This is a genomic window from Saccharibacillus alkalitolerans (assembly GCF_011090185.1).
GTDB classification, from domain to species: Bacteria; Bacillota; Bacilli; order Paenibacillales; family Paenibacillaceae; genus Saccharibacillus; species Saccharibacillus alkalitolerans.
Map to the genome: position 1 here is coordinate 787,380 of NZ_JAAFGS010000001.1, position 22,225 is coordinate 809,604.

The 22,225-nt window shown below is 60.1% G+C and carries 18 protein-coding genes; 12 read left to right on the plus strand and 6 right to left on the minus strand.

The annotated features are described in order from the left end of the window. Positions 1 to 127: 127 nt before the first annotated feature. Positions 128 to 1,546 (minus strand): sensor histidine kinase, encoded by a 1,419-nt coding sequence (locus tag GYN08_RS03355; RefSeq protein WP_235945730.1) that lies wholly within the window; start codon positions 1,544 to 1,546, stop codon positions 128 to 130. Beyond that, positions 1,543 to 2,235 (minus strand): response regulator transcription factor, encoded by a 693-nt coding sequence (locus GYN08_RS03360; RefSeq protein ID WP_166272464.1) that lies wholly within the window; start codon positions 2,233 to 2,235, stop codon positions 1,543 to 1,545. The genes GYN08_RS03355 and GYN08_RS03360 overlap by 4 nt, the downstream gene beginning before the upstream one ends. A gap of 222 nt (positions 2,236 to 2,457) precedes the next feature. On the opposite strand from GYN08_RS03360, the gene GYN08_RS03365 reads away from it, so the two are divergent. Both GYN08_RS03365 and uvsE read left to right on the plus strand, forming a co-directional pair. Then, positions 2,458 to 3,180, plus strand: a complete 723-nt coding sequence (locus GYN08_RS03365) for a YceI family protein (protein WP_166272466.1) — start codon at positions 2,458 to 2,460, stop codon at positions 3,178 to 3,180. Positions 3,181 to 3,398: 218 nt separating this feature from the next. Beyond that, on the plus strand, positions 3,399 to 4,400 hold the full coding sequence (gene uvsE / locus GYN08_RS03370; protein ID WP_166272468.1) for a UV DNA damage repair endonuclease UvsE: 1,002 nt from the start codon (positions 3,399 to 3,401) through the stop codon (positions 4,398 to 4,400). Between the two features lie 189 nt (positions 4,401 to 4,589). On the opposite strand, the gene GYN08_RS03375 is transcribed toward uvsE, so the two are convergent. After that, positions 4,590 to 5,444 carry an alpha/beta hydrolase gene (locus GYN08_RS03375; protein WP_166272470.1) on the minus strand — a complete coding sequence of 285 codons (855 nt, stop codon included), beginning with the start codon at positions 5,442 to 5,444 and terminating at the stop codon, positions 4,590 to 4,592. A 275-nt stretch (positions 5,445 to 5,719) separates the two neighbouring features. Here GYN08_RS03375 and GYN08_RS03380 point away from each other — a divergent pair, with 275 nt between their 5' ends. The 3 genes from GYN08_RS03380 to GYN08_RS03390 all read left to right on the plus strand — a co-directional run bounded on the left by GYN08_RS03380 (position 5,720) and on the right by GYN08_RS03390 (position 9,474). Next, complete coding sequence (locus GYN08_RS03380; RefSeq protein WP_166272472.1) at positions 5,720 to 7,357, plus strand: AraC family transcriptional regulator; 1,638 nt, start codon at positions 5,720 to 5,722, stop codon at positions 7,355 to 7,357. 102 nt (positions 7,358 to 7,459) lie between these two features. Next, positions 7,460 to 8,014 (plus strand): flavin reductase family protein, encoded by a 555-nt coding sequence (locus GYN08_RS03385; protein WP_166272474.1) that lies wholly within the window; start codon positions 7,460 to 7,462, stop codon positions 8,012 to 8,014. Positions 8,015 to 8,280: 266 nt separating this feature from the next. After that, on the plus strand, positions 8,281 to 9,474 hold the full coding sequence (locus GYN08_RS03390) for a Gfo/Idh/MocA family protein (protein WP_166272476.1): 1,194 nt from the start codon (positions 8,281 to 8,283) through the stop codon (positions 9,472 to 9,474). Positions 9,475 to 9,580: 106 nt separating this feature from the next. Here the strand turns inward: GYN08_RS03390 and GYN08_RS03395 are convergent, their stop codons facing one another. Then, positions 9,581 to 10,018, minus strand: coding sequence for a PH domain-containing protein (locus GYN08_RS03395; RefSeq protein ID WP_166272478.1), 438 nt, complete (start codon positions 10,016 to 10,018; stop codon positions 9,581 to 9,583). Positions 10,019 to 10,209: 191 nt separating this feature from the next. Between GYN08_RS03395 and GYN08_RS03400 the strand changes: the two genes are divergently transcribed. From GYN08_RS03400 to GYN08_RS03425, 6 genes are all read left to right on the plus strand, one after another. Then, entirely contained in the window at positions 10,210 to 11,643 is a 1,434-nt protein-coding gene (locus tag GYN08_RS03400; protein WP_166272480.1) for an amino acid permease, read from the plus strand. A gap of 105 nt (positions 11,644 to 11,748) precedes the next feature. Continuing rightward, positions 11,749 to 12,003, plus strand: a complete 255-nt coding sequence (locus GYN08_RS03405; protein WP_166272482.1) for a hypothetical protein — start codon at positions 11,749 to 11,751, stop codon at positions 12,001 to 12,003. A gap of 171 nt (positions 12,004 to 12,174) precedes the next feature. Beyond that, entirely contained in the window at positions 12,175 to 13,872 is a 1,698-nt protein-coding gene (locus tag GYN08_RS03410) for a molecular chaperone HscC (RefSeq protein WP_166272484.1), read from the plus strand. 1 nt (position 13,873) lies between these two features. Further along, positions 13,874 to 16,570 carry a tetratricopeptide repeat protein gene (locus tag GYN08_RS03415; protein ID WP_166272486.1) on the plus strand — a complete coding sequence of 899 codons (2,697 nt, stop codon included), beginning with the start codon at positions 13,874 to 13,876 and terminating at the stop codon, positions 16,568 to 16,570. Continuing rightward, on the plus strand, positions 16,570 to 17,253 hold the full coding sequence (locus tag GYN08_RS03420; protein ID WP_235945868.1) for a DUF1266 domain-containing protein: 684 nt from the start codon (positions 16,570 to 16,572) through the stop codon (positions 17,251 to 17,253). The genes GYN08_RS03415 and GYN08_RS03420 overlap by 1 nt, the downstream gene beginning before the upstream one ends. Positions 17,254 to 17,495: 242 nt before the next feature. Further along, positions 17,496 to 18,107 (plus strand): hypothetical protein, encoded by a 612-nt coding sequence (locus tag GYN08_RS03425; RefSeq protein WP_166272490.1) that lies wholly within the window; start codon positions 17,496 to 17,498, stop codon positions 18,105 to 18,107. A gap of 166 nt (positions 18,108 to 18,273) precedes the next feature. Here GYN08_RS03425 and GYN08_RS03430 read toward each other — a convergent pair whose 3' ends face one another. Next, entirely contained in the window at positions 18,274 to 19,161 is an 888-nt protein-coding gene (locus GYN08_RS03430; RefSeq protein WP_166272492.1) for a CPBP family intramembrane glutamic endopeptidase, read from the minus strand. Between the two features lie 132 nt (positions 19,162 to 19,293). Here GYN08_RS03430 and GYN08_RS03435 point away from each other — a divergent pair, with 132 nt between their 5' ends. Next, positions 19,294 to 19,878: a hypothetical protein gene (locus GYN08_RS03435; RefSeq protein WP_166272494.1), complete on the plus strand. Its 585-nt coding sequence runs from the start codon at positions 19,294 to 19,296 to the stop codon at positions 19,876 to 19,878. 111 nt (positions 19,879 to 19,989) lie between these two features. Here the strand turns inward: GYN08_RS03435 and GYN08_RS03440 are convergent, their stop codons facing one another. Further along, complete coding sequence (locus GYN08_RS03440) at positions 19,990 to 22,185, minus strand: hypothetical protein (protein WP_166272496.1); 2,196 nt, start codon at positions 22,183 to 22,185, stop codon at positions 19,990 to 19,992. Positions 22,186 to 22,225 lie beyond the last annotated feature (40 nt).

A 22,225-nucleotide genomic window follows, 5' to 3' on the forward strand; every position in this document is an offset into this window, starting at 1 on the left:
GTTAGGGACTTTAAGACCAGAAAAGCCGCTGTCTGCCTCTTCGGCAGACAGCGGCTTTTGCGCTTTTCGTATTGACGGGGAACGCTGAACGGAAGTTCGCGGTGCTTGCTCATCCGCTGCATCGCGATCAACGCGGCAGTTCGAGCGAAAACGTCGTTCCCGAAGGACCGCTGGAGCGGAGCCGGAGTTCGCCGCCCTGGGCGCGGGCCAGCAGCCGACTGTAGGTGAGGCCGAGTCCCAATCCGCGAGCCCGGCGCTTTTTCTCTTCGCTGCGAAAAAAACGGTCGAAAATATAGTCGCGGTCCTGCTCCCGGATGCCGGCGCCGTTATCGGTAATTTCGACCCCGATTCGGCCTTCCGCTTCGCGGATAGCGATATGCAGACGCAGCGGACGATCCGGATGCGCGGCCTGCAGTCCGTTGTTAAGCAGGTTGACGACGATTTGCTGAATGCGCAGCGCGTCGCCCGTCGTATAGATCATCTCGTCCGGAAAAGCATAGTCGATCTCGATGGAATCGCATTCGTGCGGCAGCTTCCATTGATAGACGATCTCCGACACGAGCAGTTTGAGATCCAGCCGATCCCGGCGTACGGCAACGTTGCCCGAAGAAAACGCGTTATAGTCGAGCAGATCGGCGACCATTCGTTCCATCCGGTTCGACTCCTGCAGGGCGATGTCGAGAAATTCTTTGGCTTCTTCTCCCGTTACGACGTCGTCCCGTACGGCCATAACCAGTCCTTTGATGGAGGTGACGGGCGTCTTCAATTCGTGGGTAACGCCGGCCAGCGAAAGTTCGCGCCATTCTTCGAGCTGATGCAGGCGCCCGGCCATGCCGCGGAACGAGTCGACCAATTCGCCCAGCTCGCGCTCGCCCGTCCGGATATCCAGATCGACATCGTATCGGCCGTTGCGGATCTGTCTGGCGCTCTCCGCTACCCGGCGGATCGGGCGGGAGAGCTTGCGCGACAGCAGATAAATGGTTAACCAGCCGGCCAGGGCGAGCACTCCGAAGACGGAGACGAACATCAACAGCTCGCCCGAGCCGTAAGCCGGCGTTTTGCGGAATTGGCTGATATACACGCCGCCGATTTCTTTTCCTTCGCCCATGACGGGGGTCTTGATCAGCTGGTATTCGGGTTCGCCCGAGCGAGGGCGGGGGTCCAGCTTCTGACGGACCTGTTCGTCGGTCATCCGGGGACGGGTGAACAAAGCATTGCCCTGCGGATCGGCGACCAGGAGACAGACGTCGAGATTCATGTTGAACAAGCCCATGCGCTCGTCCAGGATCCGGTCCAGGTCCGCCGGAATCGCGAGGGAGCCGTCGGCCGTCTTGACGCGGTCCGCGACTTCCTGCCCGAGCATGGCCGCCGTCCGCGAACGGTTCTCCATAGCCGTCTCGCGGATGCCGTACAGCGCGACAGCGACGATAACGGCAAGCGCCGCGAGCAAAATCAGGAAATAGCGCAGCGTCCAGTAGGTCAGGATGGAAGTCGCCCTGCGCTTGCGCGTTCTTCCGTCCGGGCGCCGTTCAGGCGTCTTTTTCAATAGGTTTTTTCCGCGATCCAAAATTGATACCCCGTTCTCCGTAAAGTGCGAATCTCGCCGTTTTGCGGCGGCCAATGCGAGAGAGCCTGCCGCAGTCTCTTGATCGATAGGTCGACCGCCCGGTCGCTGCCTTCGTAATCCATCCCCCAGACATGCTCGATCAGCTGCTCGCGCGAGAACATTTGGTTGGGATGATCCGAAAGGAACATGAGCAGCGACAAATCCCGCGGCGTCAGCGGAACTTCGGCGCCGTTGAGCGATACCCGCTGCGCGCTGCTGTCGATCACCAGCGCGCCGAAGCGTCTGCGGGTATCCCCGGCGCCGTAGGCGGGCTGCCTGCGCAGCACCGCGTTGACCCTTGCCACCACTTCCTCGGGCACGAAAGGCTTGGTCATATAATCGTCCGCGCCGCCGTTCAATCCGTTCAACCGGTAATCGATATCGCCCAGCGCCGTGAGCATGATGACCGGACACGAACCGCGCCTGCGGATTTCCGCCAGCAGCTCCCAGCCGTCGATGCCCGGCAGCATGATGTCCAGCAGAACAAGCGCCGGCTGCGTTTCTTCGAACCGTTCCATGGCCCGGAGTCCGTCGGCGGCCCTTTCGACTTCGAAACCCGCTTTTTTCAAATAGGCGGCGAGCACCCGTGCAATGGCTTCTTCGTCTTCGACAATCAAAATGGTCGTCATGCCCGTTTCTTCCTTTCGATCCGTACCGTTTCGATCCCGTACGTTTTTTCTCTGCTTCTTCGTTCCATGGCTCTTATTTTACAAACAAAAACGCGCAGGGCAAGGCTTTTCGCGGCTTATTTTGCGGATCGTGCGGCAAATTTTCAAAAAGGCCCCTTTGACATGTTCCCGACACATTGAGCTGTTATGATACCGAAAAACAGATTGCAGGAGGAGAAAATCATGAACAAAAAAGCGAGGAATTGGATCATCGCCGCGGCTGCGGTCGTGGTGGTCGGCGGAGCGGGAGCTTATGCGTGGATGAGCGATTATATGGGCAACAAAGTGGAGATCGAAAGCGTGCTGCCGACGCAGGCGGCGGCAAATACGAACTCCGCCTCGGGCGGCACGGCGGAAGCGGCGGAATCGGGAGCGGTCGCGGCTGCGGACGAGCTCAACGGAACTTGGAATATCGCTTCCGGCTCCAAAGTGTATTTCTCCGTCACGACTTCGCAGGAGACGGTCAACTTCGTGGACGATCAGGTCAGCGGAAAGTGGGAGGTCAACGTGGACGACGCGGCGCAGATGAGCGGCAGCGGCGCAATCGAGATCGACGCGATCGATTCCGGCAACGCGCAGCGCGACGAGCATATCAAGAGCGACGATTACTTCCAGATGGGACAGCATCCGCAGGCGACGTTTACGGCGAAGTCGTTCGAGGGTCTGCCGAAGGAGTGGAAGGAAGGAGAGGTCTACGACTTTAAGATGGACGGCACGCTGACGGTCAAAGGAATCGAAAAGCCGGTCACGTTCGACGCCAAAGTTTCTTACCGGGACGGCAAGCTGCTGCAGTCGGGAACGACGACCGTCACGTTCGAAGACTTCGGTCTCGAGAATCCGCATTCGGTCGTGATCAGCACCGAAAACGAAATCAACGTGCAGTTGGAGCTTACGCTCGAGAAGTAAGGGAAGAAGAGCATGCGTCGAAAACGAATGAAGCCTTGCCGAGGAACGGACCCGTTCCCGGCGAGGCTTTTTTAGGTGACAATCTCGGCACGGGCGGTGAAGCGGCAGGGGAATGATTACCTGCGGGCGCTTTGCGGTATGTTGTTAGTATGCGTCTGAATGGAGATGGCGGTCCCGGACGGGGATCGCGAATCGAATCGCCGGAAAGGAAGCTGCTGATGATCGTTCGTTTCGGATATGTCGCCATGTCGCTTGAGATCAAAGATTCTTCGCCTTCGAAAACGATGACGATGGCCCGCTTCGCCAAGCTGCCCGACCGCGAGGCCGGACTGCGGGAGTTGGAGCGCATCGCCGCGGTCAATCTGCACAATACGCTGCGGCTGCTGCGTCACAACGTCGCGGAAGGCATCGAAATGTACCGGTTTTCCTCCAAACTGATTCCGCTGGCCACCCATGCCGACCTGGGGGATTGGGACCCGTTCGCCGCGCTGGCCGAGCCTTTCGCGGAGATCGGGGACTACGTGCGCAAGCATAAGCTCCGGGTGTCGTTCCATCCCGATCACTTCACCGTGCTCAGCACGCCGCGGCCCGAAGTGCTGATCGGCTCCGTTCGCGACCTGCGGTACCATGTGCGCATGCTGGAAGCGATGGGTCTCGACGCGCGGGCGAAAAACAATATTCATATCGGCGGCGCTTACGGAGACAAGCCTGCGGCCGCCGATCGTTTCGTGGAGCATTTCGCGCAGCTCGATCCGGATATTCAACGCCGGATTACGCTGGAAAACGACGACAAAACGTTTACGACCGGAGAAACGTTGGAGGTGGCGCGGCGAACGGGGCTGCCGATGGTGCTCGATATTCACCATCACTGGGTCAACAGCGGCGGAGAGCCCGCATCGGATTGGTGGCCCGAAGTGGCGCGCACCTGGGAATCGCCGCTGGCCCGGACCGACGTGCCGGAAGGGAAGCATCTGCCGCCCAAGGTGCATGCGTCAAGCCCGAAAAGCGAAACCGACCGGCGCAGCCACGCGGACGGCGTAGAGGCCGGTCCGCTGCTCGATTTCCTGCGCGAAGCGGCCAAAACGTCTTCGCATCTCGACGTTATGCTGGAGGCGAAGCATAAGGACAAGGCGCTGTTTCAGCTGATGCGCGACCTGCACGCTTATCGCGAAGACGGGGTGAAGATCTTGAGCGGAGGGAGTATCGAGGTGCAGCCGTAGAAGAGAGAACGAATACGAGGAGGGATGGTCCTTCTCGGGCATAGCGAGCCCAATTGGCCGTTTTCGCCTGCCTCCCTTGAAGACTTGCGGCCAACGGCGCCGAAAAACCTCCCGCCTGATCGGCGGGAGGTTTTTCGGCGCGAAGCGAAGACTCGGTCTTGGTCTCCGTTCGGATTCGCGGGCCCTCGTTCAAAGCGCCGCCGTTCGCAGCATCGGGCTGACGAGAGCGGGCAGCGTCGAGCCGTGGTTTTCTTCTTCGAACACGCGGAACTTTGCGTTCAAGCCGAATTCCCTCAGTTCTTCGAGCCGCTCATGCAGAGCGCGCGCGTTTTGCGCAGAATGAAAAGGTGCGCCGCCTTCCAGCTCCCCCAGGGCGATAAGCAGATTCAGTTCGAGCTTCTCCTCGCGAAGGCGGCGGGCGAACAAGGCTTCTTCTTCCCGAATTAAAGGCTGGGCCCAATGCAGCGAAGGGCTGCCCGCGATATAACAGCGGAAAGCATCCGGCCGGGTAAACAGGACATGCAGCGCAAACAAGCCTCCCAAAGAATGCCCGAACAGCGTCTGTCGGCCGCGATCGATCGGCAGTTCGCGTTCGATTCGGGGTTTCAGCGCTTCTTCGATAAAACGCAGGAAGGCGTCCGCGCCTCCGTGTTCCGGCCGCGGCCGGCCATCGGGGGAAGCCGGCAGGTTCCCGGCGGGAACGGGCAGGGTGTAGTCGTACTGGCGTTCCGGAGAAAACGGGAGTCGGCTCGGATATCCGATGCCCACGATGACGCTCGGGCAGACACCCGTTTTGTCGGAACGCCGCGATTGGGCGCGTTCGGCATCCAGAACGGTGTTGAACACGGCATGCCCGTCAAGCATATAGATAACCGGATAGCCGCGGGCAGGCGCTTCGCATTCGGGAACGGACATCAAAATTCGGTATTCCCGGCCTTCCGCGGAATGCATGGCAAACTGCCGGGCGCCGCGCAGTTCGATAACGGCAGTCTTTTCGTCGGCGGCTTCGGAACCGGCGTACGGCAAAACAACTTCGGAATGCATGGATCGGCCTCCTTCGGCGATGATGGGGCGGCGCGCAGGCATGCGGTTCGCTCCGCGATCCGCATATCCGGCAGGTCGTCCGTCTACCCGAGTATAGCGTTCCGGTCCTTCGGATAACATGGACGATATTCGCAAGGAACATGGACGATTTATCGGCGGGTACGCTTCGGGCATTGACTCCCGAGTCGGCAGAAGGTAAAGTAAGAATAACGTACAGTGAGAATGATTATCATTTAGCGGGAAAGCGACAGCAGTAGAAGGAAGGAGCGACAAGGATGGTGCGGGAACTCGAAAGTCCTCAGAAGCGACCCCACAGCCGGATGCCGCAGGAAGACCTGATTTTTCGGCTGAACGGAATCGAGCGGGTCGAATGCGGCATGCATAAAGGGATGCCGCATCGTCATGCCTCTTCTTATATTTGGATCGCGGCGGTCGAGGGAGAAGGGACGATCTCTGACGAATCGGGAGAAGCCGTTCTCCGTTCCGGAGGACTGCGCTTGGTTGCGCCGAAGCGGACATTCGGAATCGAAGCGGGCGGAGAGCGGGGATTCGGCGCTTTTCTGATCTCGTTCGATATTTTTCGCGAAGAGCAGGACGAGCCGGGACGCCTGCGCGCGGTGTCCGAGGAAACGGCGATGAGCGGCGGAGAAGCCGACGAAATCTATTTGCCGGGCGGAAGGCTGGAGGCGCTTTGCGAATCGATTTGGCGTCGATGGAAAAACTCGGCGAGCGCGGAGCGCTTGAAGGCAAGAGCGGAGTTCCTTGAGTTGGTCGGCGAGTGGGCGGCCGTTTCCGCTTCGCCCGTTTACGATTCGCATCGGCTCATGCAGAGAACGAAGTCGTTTATCGACGAACATTATCGCGAGCCTTTGAAGATAGACCGGCTTGCGGGAATGGCCGGACTGAGCCGCAGCTATTACGCGGACCAGTTCAAGAAGCGTTACGGCAAAAGCGTCGTCGAATATATGACGGACCTGCGGATTCGCCGCGCGAAGCGGCTGATGGCGAATTCGGGGCTGAAGCTGCGAGAAGTGGCGCAGCAGGTCGGGTACGGCGACGAGTTTTACTTCAGCCGCCGGTTCAAGCAGGAGACCGGCGTTGCTCCGAGCGCCTATATCAAAAGCCGTTCGCGCCGTATCGCGGCCTACTGCGCGTCGTCCGCCGGTTATCTGCTGGCGCTGGGCATCGTTCCCTATGCGGCTCCGCTGCATCTCAAATGGACTTCTTACTATTACAACCGGTATGCCGCCGATATTCCGGTGCATCTGAACGGTTACAAGCTGGATGCGGATCGCCAAGGCAATCTGGACCGGTTGGAACAGAGTCGGCCCGAGCGCATCGTCTGCGGCGCCGACGTGTCCGCCGAAGAAAAAGAACGCCTCGAGCGGATTGCCGATGTCTTCTATATCCGCCCGGAAGCGGATTGGCGAACGGCGCTGCGCGAAACGGCCGCGGCGCTCGGCGAACGGGAGGAAGCCGAACGCTGGCTCGAATCTTACGCGGAGGCCGCAGCGACCATAGGGGCGTCGATCGGCAGCCGGCATCCGGACGAGCGGACGCTGCTGCTCCGCTTCCGGAGCGGCGATTTTTATTCGGCCGCCGCTTCTTCGGCAGCCGGCGTGCTGCGGGACGATCTGGGCATTCGGTTGATCGGTCCGCCGGCGAAGGACGGGGAAGAACAAGCGCTCAGCCTTGCGGCGCTCGAAGCGGATCGGGCGGACCGCATTCTGCTGCTTGTCTGCCAGGAAGGAGAGACGCTGCCGGGCTGGGAAGCGGTGCGCCGGTCTCCCGAGTGGGCCGAACTGCCGGCCGTGCGATCGGGACGACTGCATCTGCTGCCGTCCGATCCCTGGCGCGAATGTTCGCCGAGCGCGCATAAAAGGGTGCTGCTCGAAGCGGCGCGAATATTCTGAGCCGCCGGATTTTGGTATAAATCGCGCTTGCCTGTACAATGGAAAAGGATTCGTGTACAGACAAGCGGCGATTTTATGCGAAAAGCGGAAAGGGAGGCCGAGATGAGAAAGGCGATCGAAGGCGAAAAAATGCACGCGTATCCGGGTATGGTGGCGATGGTCACTTCCCGGGCGGGAGAAAAGCGCAACGTCATGGCGGCGGGGTGGCATGCCTATATCGGCTCGGGACCGGGCATGTACGGGATCGCGCTGCGCGAAGAGACGTTTTCGTACGGATTGATCAAGAAAGCCGGCGTATTCGGCGTCAACTTCCTGCCGGCCGAGCGGACGCAGGCGATTCAAGGAGCGGGCACGCTGACGGGAAGCGATGCCGATAAGCTGGAGGCTCTCGGCATCGGATTCGAGGACGGACTGAAGACAGGAGTGCCGATCTTAAACGACGCCTACATGGCGTACGAATGCCGAGTGGCGGATATGAATTTGTACGGAGATCATTACTGGATCGTGGGCGAGATCGTGCAGGTCTATCAAGACGAGGCACTCTTCGGGGAAGACGGACTGCCCGATCTGTCGAAGCTGTCGATTCCGCTGTACATGGGACGCGCCTCGTACCGGGTGCTGGATGAACGGGCGGAGAAGAAAGTGCATCGCCCTTAAGGAAAGCTGCGCAAAGATGAACGTAAGGTACTGTCGTGAGCTTCAATGATTCAATTATGGAGAACGAAGACATGGTCGGACAGCAGGTGCAGCGGAGCGGCCGAATCATTCGAATATGGAAAGCGGTCTTCCTTGAATTAAACGGAAGGCCGTTTTTTGGCGGGAACAGTTTATTCCCTATCTGTCGGAGCCTGCTGTTCACCAAACTTCCAATCCAAAAGCCCTTCGGTTACAATAGCCGTGTAAGCGATATCAAAGTCGGGCGGATGCCGGAAGGGTGGAGAACTTTCTTGAACGATTTCGTCAATGTGGGAATGATCGGTTACAAATTTATGGGCAAGGCGCACAGCAACGCGTACCGCGCGCTGCCGATGTTTCTGCCGGACGTGCCAAAGCCGCGGATGACGGCGATCTGCGGACGCGACGAACAGGCGGTGAAGACGGCGGGCGAGCAGTTCGGCTGGTCGGACACCGAGACCGACTGGCGCAGTCTGGTCGAGAGGGAGGACATCGACCTTGTCGACATCAACGCGCCGAGCGACGCGCATAAGGAAATCGCGTTGGCCGCGGCTGCCGCCGGCAAACATATTTTCTGCGAGAAGCCGCTGGCGCTGAGCCTGGCCGACGCGCGGGAGATGCTGGAGGCGGCGGAGCGGGCGGGAATCAAGCATATGGTCGGCTTCAACTACCGTTTCGCGCCGGCCGTGCGTCTGACGAAAAAGCTGATCGAGGAAGGACGCCTGGGCAAAATTTATCATTTTCGCGGCCTTTTTTTGCAGGATTGGATCATGGACCCCGATTTCCCGCTCGTCTGGCGGCTGCGGAGGGAAGTGGCCGGATCGGGATCGCTCGGCGACCTGGGCGCGCATACGATCGACATGGCCCGCTATCTGGTCGGCGAATTCGACGAGGTCGTCGGCATGAGCGAGACGTTCATCAAGGAACGGCCGATGCCGACGGAGATGACCGGGCTGACGGCAAAAGGAAGCAAGGACGGTCCGCGCGGCGAAGTGACGGTGGACGACGCCGCAATGTTCATGGCCAGATTTCAAAACGGCGCGCTCGGAACTTTCGAAGCGACGCGCTTCGCGAACGGACACCGCAGCACGAATTCGTTCGAAATCAACGGCAGCCGGGGCAGCGTGCGTTTCGACTTCGAGCGGATGAACGAGCTGGAAGTCTATTTTTCGGACGACGCGGAAGACGTGCAGGGCTTCCGCAGGGTGCTCGCGACCGACGCGGCGCACGACTATATGCATGCCTGGTGGCCGGCGGGACATACGATCGGCTACGAGCATACGGTGACGCACGAAGTGCACGAGCTGATGAAAGCGATCGCCGAAGACCGCCAGCCGGTGCCGAATTTCGTCGACGGCGTCAAATGCCAGGCGGTGCTCGAAGCGGTCGAGCGTTCGGCGGCGGAGAAGCGCTGGGTGAGCCTGCGCGAGTTCGAGGAGTAAGACGCCTCGGGAGCCTTCCGGCCGATTCCGTCGCCGCGGTTCGGAAATTTGGCGAATGGCGAAAATCCATGCGCAAAAAAGCCTTCCCCATAACGGGGAAGGCTTTTTATTTGGCGGGCGTCTTTTTCGCGTCCGGCACCTCGACCGCGATTTTACGGTTGAGCGACGTAAGCTGCTTCAAAAATTCGTCTTCCCGCACGGGTGAAACCAGCAGGCTGCCGCCGGCGTACACGATCTCCAAACGGTCGCGTGAATGGGCCGGCCCCGAACTCAGGCTGCGCTTGCGGCGAATCTTCTCGATGCGATCGATCGGGATGTTCCAGTTCAGCGGACCGGAGCGCACGCGCAGATGGCCGTTTTCGATTTCGTAGTTCGTCATGTACCAGGTCGATACGACGAACATCAAAATAAGCAGCCAGACCGGGATGAACAGCAGGGAACCGCCGGCCGACAGTCCCATCCAGACCATAATCAGCAGAGCTATGATAATAGCCCAGTTCAAGGTGAAGAAAAAGACGTCTTTTTCGCTTTTGTATCGATTCATGCAGGCCTCCGAAATAAATGATCTTGCTTTTATTCTACAGGAACGTAGGGCCTCGGCACAATTCTATGCAAAAAGTAACATTCGCTCTTTCGCTTTACCAGAGAAAAGAGTATAGTAAAAGGCCGGGGTACTTTTTTACGACTCCTTGGTAGAGAAACAGAGCGAATCATGCATGAAAAGGGGTAATTCGGTTGGGTAAGGGAAAGACATTGGGATTTTGGATCTTAACGGCGCTGGTCGTCGGCAATATGGTCGGCTCGGGCATTTTCATGCTGCCGCGTTCGCTCGCGGAAGCGGCCAGCCCGGCGGGTACGGTATTGGCGTGGGGAGTTACCGGATTCGGCGTGCTGATGCTGGCGCTCGTGTTCGGCAATCTGGCGCTGCGCAAACCGGAACTGAACGGCGGCCCGCAAATTTATGCGAAAGAATTGTTCCCGAACAGTCCGGCGCTGTCGCTGCTGTCGGGATTCATGTCGAGCTGGGGCTACTGGATCGGCAATATCGCGGGCTTCGTGGCCGTCATCACGACGTTCGCCAGCTATCTGTCCACCTTCTTCCCGGTCATGAACAGCGCGCAGGTACTGCTGAGCCTGGGAAGCTTCGAATTGACGGTCGGACACTCGCTGAACTTCGTCGTATGCTCGCTGCTGCTGTGGGGGACGCACGCGCTTGCGCTGCGCGGAATCGAGGGGGCCGGGCGGCTGAACCTGATCGCGACGGCGACCAAGGTGATCGGTTTCGCGCTGTTCATTCTGATTGCGCTCTTCGCGTTTCAATCGTCGACGATGGGGCAGTTCGCCGCGGCGCATCTGGATGGAAGCGGACGGACCGTATCGCTGCTGTCTCAGGTCAACGGAGCGGCGGTCGTAACGCTGTGGGCGTTTATCGGCGTAGAGTCGGCAACGGTGTTCGCGGCGCGGGCCAAACGGAAAAAGGACGTCAGCCGTGCCACCGTAGCGGGTCTGCTGATCGCGATCGTGCTGTATGTCGGAATCAGCATCCTGACCATGGGACTGCTGTCCAAAGAGCGGCTGACGCAGTCGCAGAATCCGCTCGTCGACGCCATGACGGAAGTGCTCGGTCCGTACGGCGGCTATCTGCTGGCTGCGCTGGGCTTGATCAGCTTGATCGGTTCGACGATCGGCTGGGTGCTGCTGAGCGCCGAAGTTCCGTACGAAGTGGCCAAGCAGCGCGTATTTCTGCAGCCGTTCCGCCGGGAGAACGAACGCGGCATGCCGAAGCTGTCGCTGTGGATTTCGAACGGCCTGGGGCAGCTGCTGATTTTCTCGACGATTTCCGGTTCGATCGCCCAGGCGTTCGATTTCATTATCGTCGTCGCGACGCTGGCGTATCTCGTGCCGTACCTGATCGCCTCGGTGTATCAGCTGAAGCTGACGCTGACGGGCGAAGGGTATACGGAGGTTCGCGAGCGGCGAATGGACGGCGCAATCGCGGTACTGGCGACCGTTTATTCCGCCTGGGTCGTTTACGCCGGCATGGGCGATTGGAAAACGTTCCTGTTCGGCGTGATGCTGCTGGCGAGCGGAATCGTGTTCTATCCGCTGCTGCGGAAACAGCTGCGGGAGAGCGAGGGAATCGTGGGAAAGGGACGCCAGATGCCTTAAAAGTTTTTTTGACCGGGCCTTTATTCATAACCGAATACCGGATACGAAGCGTTTCAATCGGGACAGCCGCTCAGCGGCTGTCCTTTTTTTCATGCCTGCACAAGCATGGGAGGAAGCAATCCGAAATGGGAATACTACAAATCCGACACCAAAGAAGACGTCGTTGAATTTACAGGCGACGCCATGTACGGGGCGGAACAAGGGCACACGACGGTCCAATTTGTGCTTTATAAAGATCTGACTTTCGAACTGTACGGGATCTGGGTAGATCGGGAAGGCGATGCCTTAGGCGAAAAATACGCAATGACGGATGATGAAATCGAAGATACGCTCGATACGATTTACAGAACCGTGCAGTAAACAGAATATCGGACTTCACGAAAAAACTCCGGACGGACCGGAGTTTTTCTTTTGCATAAAGATAACTAAGGCGTCTTCCGCAGCATTCTTTCATTTGTTCGATTTACGGGTGGCCTGTTAAACTGGACACAGCAATACATGCATATTCATAAAGAAACGGTGGAGAACCTTATGACCATTATCGGAATCGATCTCGGAACGACCAACAGCGCCGTATCCGTCTGGAAAGACGGCCGTTCGCGGCTTATTCCCAACGCCCTCGGCGATCTGCTGACGCCTTCGGTCGTCGGACTCGACGACAACGGCGACATCCTGGTCGGACGCATTGCACGCGAACGTCTGCTGACCCACCCGCTGTTGACGGCGTCCGCGTTCAAGCGCCATATGGGGACGCCGCGCGAGATTCGGCTGGGCGATCGACGTTTTCGCGCGGAAGAACTGTCGGCGCTCGTGCTTCGGGCGCTCAAAGCCGACGCGGAAAGCTTCCTCGGCGAGCCGGTGACGGAGGCCGTCATCAGCGTGCCGGCCTACTTCAACGATACGCAGCGCAAAGCGACGCGGATGGCAGGCGAGCTTGCCGGCTTGAAGGTCGAGCGCCTGCTGAACGAACCGACGGCGGCCGCGATCGCTTACGGTCTGCATCAGCAGGAGCCCGAGACGCAGTTTCTCGTATTCGACCTCGGCGGAGGCACGTTCGACGTCTCGATTCTGGAGTTGTTCGACGGCGTAATGGAAGTAAAAGCGGTGGCCGGGGACAATTATCTGGGCGGCGAAGACTTCACGAATCTGCTGGTCGAGCATTTTTTGTCGTCGTTCGGGACCCAGGCTTCTTCGCTGGAGCGGAAAACGTTGGCTTTTTTGCGGGATCAGGCGGAGTCCGGCAAGCGGACGCTGTCCCGAAATCAGCCGATCGTCATGCGGGCGGGGATCGGCGGCGAAACGAAGGAGCTGCGGATCGATCGGGATCGCTTCGAAATGCTCGTTCAGCCGCTGGTCGAGCGTCTGCGCAAGCCGATCGAACGCGCGCTGCTCGATGCTTCGATCGACGCGGATGCGATCGACGAGATTGTCATGGTCGGAGGAGCTTCGCGTATGCCGATCGTGTACTCCATGCTCAGCCGGATGTTCGGACGTCTGCCGGCCGCGAATATCGATCCGGACGAGACGGTAGCCGTCGGCGCGGGCGTTCAGGCGGGCATGAAGGAGCGGAGCGAAGAGCTGCAGGACATTGTGATGACCGACGTCTGCCCGTATACGCTCGGCACGGAAGTCGCGGTGACTCACACGGGCGGAGAATACGAGAGCGGACATTTCAGTCCGATTATCGACCGCAACACGTTTGTGCCCGTCAGCCGGGTCAAACGATTTTCGACCGTGAACGAGGAGCAGCGGAGAATCGTCGTCAAAATTTATCAAGGCGAAAATCGGCTGGCGGCGAACAATCTGCTGTTGGGCGAACTCGAAGTCGAGTTTCCGCCCGGAACCACCGGTATCCGGGATATCGACATCCGTTATACTTACGATATCAACGGCATTCTGGAAGTCGAGGTAAAAACGGTCGGCCTGGACGACGTGCATCGAATCGTGATCGAGGAAAATCCCGGCGTGATGAGCCGCGAGGAGATCGAGCGGCGCTTGGCGCAGCTGTCCGCGCTGAAAATGCACCCGAGAGACCAGGAAAAGAACCGTCTGCTGCTTGCGCGCGGCGATCGGCTGTACGAGGAAAGGCTCGGCGACGAAAGGGAATGGATCGCCCTGGCCATGCAGCGCTTCGAGGCGGCGCTGAACCGGCAGGACGAACGGGAAATCCGCGAGGAAGCGGAACGGCTGGAGCAGTTTCTGAATGGGATCGAAGGGAGCCGGCGCTGAGATGAGCGTCTGGGAAATTCTCGGCATAGCGCCGACCGCCGACGCCCGGGCGATCAAACGCGCCTATGCGGCGCTGCTCAAGAAAGTGCATCCCGAAGACGATCCGGAAGGCTTCCAGAGGCTGCGCGAAGCCTACGGCGAAGCGCTGGAACTGGCAAAGAGACTTCGGCCCGAAGAAGCCGGCGGCGAACCGCTGTCCGGCGGGTCCCCGATATCCAAGCCAAGCGGAAGCGGCAGTCGGGACGGAAGTGGGGAACGACCGCCTGTCTGGGGCGAAGCCAACCGCCAGGCGCAGCGCAGACGCCGGGCGGAGCGGGCACAGGGAGCGAGCGGCTCGCACATATCCGGAAGCGAAGGACGGGATACCGTTCAGGATGCGGGGACGGCCGGCGCCGCTTCCCCTTCCGAGTCGGCCGCGGTTCCGCGTAAGGAACGCAAGGCGGCGTCGGAGACGGATGAGCTGATTCGGCAGCTCGAACAGGTATACGCCGATTACCCGAAGCGCATCGCGGCGGAAATCTGGAGCGAGCTGCTGGAGAACGATCGGCTGCGGAACTTGGCTTTTAGGCAGGAAGTTCAGCCTAAAATGCTGCGTTTTCTTGCGGAGCATCCGCATCTTCCTCTGCCGGTGTGGCAGCTGCTGAACCGCGTTTTTCGCTGGACCGACGACGAATTGGGATTGTCCCGGCTCGTTCCGCCGGATTTCGCGGGCTTTATTCTGGATTCGATCCGTCAGCCCGCGGAGCTGCGGTTCGATCATCTGCCGCGGCGGCGGGATTTTGAACACGATGCGTTTTTATCGCTGCGAGGCCGCGGAGCCGCCCTGCTCAGAAGCGGCCGTCTTTGGGAAGCCGTGGAACAGTTCGATGCCGCTTATGCGATGCTGGAAGGCGGATTGGGACAGGACCCGGACCTGCTTCGGCTGCGGGCGACCGCTCTGCATCTGCTCGGCGAGGATCTGCGGGCGGAAGAGGACTGGAAAACGCTGGTGTCTTCTTTTCCGAACGAGCGCGATGCCCTGCTGCGTCTGGCGGACAGGCTGTTGGAAACGGAGCGCGCTTCCGAGGCGCTGACTCTTCTGCAGCGCGCGCTCGATCTGAGGCCGAACGATCCCCAGGCGCTGCTGGGACTGGCGCGCGCTTTCCGCGAGCTCGGGCGCAGCGCCGAAGCCGAGCAGATCTGCGACCTGGCGCTGCTGCTGGAACCTTCGGACATCGAGCTGCGCATTCGGCTGTTGGATCTGCAGGCGCTGAGGACGGATCTGCTGCTCGAGACGATCAAGCGTTATCCCGGCGACCGGGACGCGCGTTTTGCCGCGGGGGAGCTGCTGTTCGGCCTGGAACGCTGGGAAGAATGCCTGCGCGTGCTGACGGAGGCGCCGCTCTACGGGACGACCGGCGAGATGAAGGCGCTGCTCGGACGGACGCTGATTCGTTTGGGACGTGAACAGGAGGGGGCCCGCTGTTTTGACGAAGCGGTAGAAGCCGCGGAAACCTCCGGACAGAACGGCTATTACGCGCGGCTGCATCGCGGACTGTATTTGACGGATCGCGAACGGTGGAGCGAAGCGGAAAAAGATCTCGGGAAAGCTGCCGCGCTGACCGCGGGAGGCGATGCCCGTCTCTGGACGTCGCTGGCCCGATGCGCGATCGGACAGGGGCGTCCGGAAGAGGCGCTGGACCTTGCGGGCCGGGCGCTGCGATTAGGCCCGTCAAGCGAACCTTACGGTACCCGCGCGGTCGCGCTCTATCGGCTTCGGCGGTATGAGGAGGCGCTCGAAGATTTCGATCGCGCCTGCGCTTACCGTTCGGGGAATCCGGCGTGGCTGCGGATGAAAGGCCTGTGCGAAATGCGCGGCAGACGTTATGATGACGCGCTCCGCAGTTTGGAAAACGCGAAGAATTCCGGGGAAGCCGACCTTGTACGAAAAGCGCTGTGCGAGCTTTATCTTCGCCGGGGCAAGTATGGCGAAGCGCTGGCGGAAGCGCGGGAGTCGGAAGGAGATCCCGAGCTGCTGCTGCTTCGGGGATGGGCCTGCCGCAAGCTGGGCCGATCGGGCGAAGCGAAAGAGGCTTTTCTCGCGGCGGCGAAACTCGCGCCGGACGATCCGCGGGTGCTCCGCTTTGCGCTGGACGAGCTGGCGGCCGGCGGAGAAGAGGAAGCGCTCGCCTACGCGGAGCGTATCCTGGCGTTGGACCCGGGCGACGACGAGACGCGCGCGCGCCGGACCGGCATCCTGTTCGAATACGGCCGCGTCGAGGAAGCCGAAGCCGAAATTGCCGGACTGCTGGTTCGGCTGCCCGACCGCAGCGTGCATCCGGAGCTCTGGTATTATTCGGGAATGCTGCTGTTGGAACGGAAAGACTACGCGGCGGCGGCCGAGCATCTGCGGCGCGCCTGCGCATCGGGCCTGCGCGGCGATGCCGTCAGTCTGCTGTCCATCGCGCTTTTCGAGAGCGGAATGACGGACGAGGCGCTGACGCTGGCTCGGGAAGCCGCTGCGGAACATCCCGATCATTCCGATTACCGGGCGAGGCTTCGGCGAATGGAAGGAAAAAGCGCGATTCCGTCGGCTCTGCGGCAGCTGCTGCGCAGTCCGGCCCGGCAGGAAAGCTGGCCGTTCAGCGTCAAACTGCGTCCCGTCCGGATCGCTCCGAGGGACGAACCGCCATACGAAACGGAGGGGATGCGCAAGTGATGGACGCTTACGATTATCGGCGCGCGCTGGATTGGGCGGTCGCGCTCGGCGCGCCGCTTCTCACGCGGTACGGCGTAAACCCGCCCTATACGCCCGCGGCCTGCCGGGCGGCCGAATTCGATCCGGGCAAACTTTTGGAAGAAACATGGGGCGTTACGGATATCGAGGGCGTGCGGCATTTGGCCGAGCGGATGTGGTCGGGTGTGCACAACCCCGGTTTTCAGCATACCCGTCTGCTGTTCAGCGGAATGACCCTCGACCAACGCCGGCATTACGTGGACGGCGTGCGGGAACACGAGAGATACGGGGAATGGTATGCGGTTCATCTGTATATGGACCGGCTGCCGCCGGCCGGCATCGCCGCCTGGGATCTGGGACAGCTTGCTTTTTATCTCCGGTGCGCGCGTTTGGAAGAGTATATCGGCGAGGAGGAAGAAGAAATATGCCTGCTGCATACGGCGGTCCGGGCCCGTTTTTCTTACCGCAGCTGGCCGGATTACGCGATCGCTTATATGGCGGGGCGCCAATTTGCGGCACGCGACCTGTCGGAAGAAGGTTCGAAGATCGATGCCGAGACGCTGCGCGTTCCTCTGATCGGCGAGTCGTCGCCGTGGCGCGAACTGGAGTGGGAGATCGACCTGCCGGAACCCCCGGAGCTGCCCTGGGCTTCAGAGCATCCATAAATTCGCTCCCAATCAAAGGAAATGAGTATTATGGAAGCGAAGTCGTAAGCCGAACCGGGCGGCCCTGCGCAAATGTTCGTGAAAAAGGGGCTCCGGGGCGAAGCTTTTGCCCTCTGGCGGCGTTTATTGAATGAGGCCTTTGCCTGGGCGGGCTGCCGGAAGGAACGACGGTACCGGAGGTCGACAAGAAATTCTATAAACGGCGCGTACAGCGGCCGGAAGCGAAGGGAAGCGGAACAGCGATGCAATCGATGAGAGCGGAACGTCCCGACGGTTATTATGACGAACGGCTGATGCCGATCGACGAACGGATTTGCGAACTGCTGCAGCGGCGCAAAGAGATATCGGAAGGGAATCCGGGCCACCCGTCAAAAGCAAGGATAGCCGAATGGTCGGAAAAGTACGGGATATACGAGAACTTGTTGGATTCGATATTCGGGAGCCTGGCTTCGGAAGAGCATTACAAGCCCGAAGTCAGGCCGATCGGTTTCCGCTGCCGGATTCCGGTACTGCGTACGGCGGAACAGTCGGATATTTTTTACTCGATCGTTACGGTTCGCCAGTACGAAAATGCGAGCGTGGCGGTGCTGAGCGCGGATTGGGAAGAAGTCGAGCCCGAATACGACGAGTATCCCCGGGAACGTTCCCATAAGGAGTTCGAGCTGAGCGTTTCGGGAGAAACCGATTATGACTGCCGGATGCATCGCGGGGCGGGCACGACCGGAAAAATGTCGCTCAACTACGTGATCAGCCCGCCGCTTCCCGACGACCTGACGGGCATCTCTTTCCGGGTCCGCGCTTATGAAGATTACGGCAAGCAAAAACCGTTGGGTCCGGAGATCGTGCTGGAATAGTAAGGTCACGGAGAGGCAGCGATCATTCGCGCAAAGCCGATTTTCTGCGCAAGAACGCAAAAAAGCCCGGATATCCGGGCTTTTTAGGTATGCCGCGCCGATGTTCCGATTTCCGGGCCTTTGAACGAACCTGGCCTGCGCCGAGTGTTTCGACCGAAAAACGGTTCTAAATCCGTTCTTCCCGGCGCCTGCGGAAGGGGATGAGCCTGCCGGATTTTTTCGCTTCGAACAAAACCCACAGCGTTAGCGTCAGCCCTATCACAACCGGCACGATCGAGCCTTCGATCCCGAACGCGCCTCCCGTCAGCAGGTCGGGTCCTTGAACCTTAACCTCGAACAGTCCCGACGATTCCAGCCCGGAGACGGGAATGCCGAGCAGGCTGACGCAGGAATTCCAAGCGAAATGCAGCCCCGTCACAAACCACAGGTTTCTCCGCCAAAGGAAGGCCGCGCCGAGCAGCAGACCCGCTTCGACGGCGATTGCCAGAGCGCTGAGCAGGGTCGCGTTGGGGTTGGCGAGATGGACGGCGCCGAAAAACAGCGACGTCAGCGCCAGCGCGATCCAACTTCCGCCCAGCCGTTCGATCCCCTGCACGAGCAGGCCGCGGAATACCAATTCTTCGAACAGCGCGGCGCTGGCGAAAAACAGCAGACCGGCCAGCAGCGCTCCCGTCGGAAGGGATGGCGCCCACCGGAACGAATAGCCGCCCAGCGCCGAAATGATCAGCACCGATACGCCGATGAACAGCAGCCCGGCACCGATTCCCAGCAGCGTTTCTTTTCCCGCGCCGCTCAGGGCCAGTTCGGGCACGCGGCGGCGAGCCGGAACTTTCATGATGAAGAAGTACGCGGCGCTGCAGACGATTCCGCTCAGCAGCGACAGCAGGACGACGGCGGGAATGTCGGTCGATCCGAACGGCGGGGACAGCAGGCCGCTGCACAGTACCAGCAGGACGAAACCGAGCGGCATCCAGACGAGCGGGTAACGGAAAAAAGCCGCGATTTTGGAGTCTTTTCGGTTTGAAAGGGGAGGTCGGGTAGCCGACTCGTTCATATACAGCCTTCCTTTCCTTATTTATAAAAGATTTACGCAACCAAGTCGGCTTAACCGTAACATTTTTGGATCAAACTGTCACGCGGTCCGGAAAGGACCTTGCGCTGAGCGAACGATGAAAGGAGTATAAGCATGAGCGATTTTGAAAGTTACGTTTTCGAGCGGATCAAAAGCGGGATCGAAGCTTGGAACGAAGAGGAACGGAATGCCATTTACGTCTTGTCCTTTTACGTCGAATGCGAGGAGGACGATCTGCGCAGACCGAAGCTGACGTTCGGAAGCAATACGGACAGCCAATACGAAGAAAGCAGGTTCGAAGCTTCGGATGCCGGAGAAGCCCGTTGGAACTATGCGTATTGGCTGCAGAACGAACAGGTCGTAATCGGCGACGATTATGTTCGCGAAGGGCGCGAAGAGCAGCTTCGGCGGGACGAATGGGTCCGGTCGCTGCCATGGTTCTATACCGACGAAGAAGAGCGCGAAGATTTCGAGCGGACGCTGGAGTCGGGCGAGAAGATCGTGGAGGCTTTCGGCAGCGTCGTACAGAACGTCGTGACCCGGCTGCGAAGCGAAGGCGTCGTGACGGGAACCTTCGGCCGCTCTCTGCCTTTGTTGGTACACGGCCTGGAATATTCGGACGAGACGGCGAAGTTGAACCGGAAGCTGAACCCGGGCGGAGAAGCGGAGGCGTTCGCGGCCTGGATCGACTCCATGTGAGAACGAGAATGCGCGAACCCGCATAAACGGCCGAGAGAAAAAAATTTTGAACGAACATGAAAAAGCCGGACTGAGGTCCGGCTTTTTCATGTTTTTGAATAGGTTCCGTACTCAGCGAATATCCGCGACCGCTCGAACGAAGGCGTCGATCGAAGCGAATCCGCTGCCCGCTTCGGACGGGGAGGCGTTCGGATCTATTTTTCGGCTGCGCAGAAATTCGTCCAGCGCAAGCTGCAGCTTCGTATCGAAAGCTTCAAGGTCTCGCGAGCGTTCGGAACTCATCCGATCCAACAGGGCCGCCCAGTACGAGCTGCCCCGTTGATCGCCCAGCTCGGGGTAACGTTCGGCCAGTGCCGACGCTTCGCGGAGGCTTAAGCCCGCCCGCAGCTCCGCCGCGAGGTAGAGGCCGAGGAAGCGATGCAGCGGGTCTTCCCGAACGATCGCCTCGAAAGCTCGGCGCGCTTCGTCCGTCTGTCCGCGGTACAGCAGCGATGAAGCATGCCGGGCCCGGGCGGAAGGTTCGGCGTAGCCGCCGTTCAACTCCTTGTACAGGCGGAAATCGTCGTCATAGTCTTCCCATGCGGCTTCGGCGTAAGATAACTCCGACAAACGCTGCGCTTCCTGCGGGGAAAGTCCGAATTCCGCAAGACGCCGAAGCAGCAGGGCGGTTTCTTTTTTGGCCTGGGCATCGCCCGAGATTTCGGCCCGAGCGAGCGACAGCCGGGACAGCATGCGCAGCGCGTGCACATCGTTCGGATCGCTCTCCGTCTCCTGCCGGTAAGCTGCCGCCGCTTCGCTCAATTTGCCCTTTAACAGCAGCTTGTCCGTATCGGTCAGCGTTCGCTGCTTCAGGTAAAAGAACGGAAGGAGATCCGCTTGATCGGCATTTTTACCGTAGCCCGTGCTCTCGCTGATTACCCGTCCGTCGGCATCGTAAGCTCGAACCGACCAGGAGAAGCGGGCATCGGGATTCATATAGGCGAGCATCCGATAAGGGTCGGACGCTTTCCAATCGCCGGACTCCGGATAGTCGATCGACCCCGGTACGGCATACAGATCCTCGATCGGAAGAACAATCCGGTTGCCGGCAATCCGCTCGCGAATCAGCGTGCCGGTGCTGATCGTGTCATCCCGGTCGGGGATAGAACCGATCAGGTCGTAATAGGCGGCGTCCTCGACCGCGGACCAACTGAACTCGACCGTCTCGCCGGTCAATTTCTGTTCGTTGACCGGCGATCGGAGTTCGATCCGAGGCTTGATGACGAGTTCGCGAGACAGCGTTTCCCCGTTCTCGAACCGGATCCAATCGTCCCATCGAATCGGCCAGCTCCAGCCGTCGGCCTGCTTCTCGTCCAATCCGAGCTCGAGCCCGTAATAGCCCGGCACGACGTTTCGGATTTCGAACCGTCCTTCGGGATCGGTCACCGCGCGGTAAGGCTCGGCTTGGTTCGGCGAACCGTCTTCGTTTTCGCCGAGCAGGAACACGCCGGCCCGCGCCGCGGGCTTGCCGTCGCTGTACGTCAGCCGGCCTTTGAACACGGCGGAAGAAGCGCTCGGCTCCTCCGCCAGCATCGTCAAGGATTCCCGCAGCGAGCGAAGCGGCTGCGCCGAAGGGCTGCCGGACAAGCCGCGATCGGCTTCGGCAATCGCTTCCTGCGTCCGGCCCCGGGCGAAGAGCGAAAAGCTGTCGATCCAGGCGGCGCGCCTTTTCAAATCGACGGCATTCCGCTGAACCCGAACATCGCTTTCTTCCAGCAGCTTGCCCGCCGTTTCAAGGCTGCCGTGCGCCAGTTCCCGCTCCGCGCGATCAAGCATCAGCGTCGCGTATTCCAGGGAACCTTTTTCGAAGCGTGCCAGCGCTTCTTCCAATGCCCGGTCGCCGTCGCCGCTGCGTCCGAGCGCATCGTATTCGTACGCCAGCTGTTCGGCCGCGCGGACCAGCGTTTCGTCTCGTCTGCCGCCGCCCACGTATTGTTCAAGCATAGGCAGGCGGTCCTCCGGCTTCAGCAGACCGGTCTCGTCGCTGCCGGAGGTATGCATGGAGCCTCTGGGGCCTATCCGGAGGTCGAACGCATAAGGATCGTATTCGGGAGACTGGACCGCCAGACGCGCGATCAGGTCCAGCTTGTCCTGACCTTTCGCTTCGCCGATCTCCTGGATAAAGCGGGCGCGGAGCGCTTCCGGGGACTGCGCGGCCCGATGGTTTTCGACGGCGCGAGGAATCCAGATCGCCGCTGCCGCGAGAACAAGAAGCGTAAGGAGCGCGTAGAGGGCTCGGCGTGCGGTTTTACGGGAAATCTTCATCATGTTTCACTTCCTTTCTGACGATGTCTGATATATATAAAAT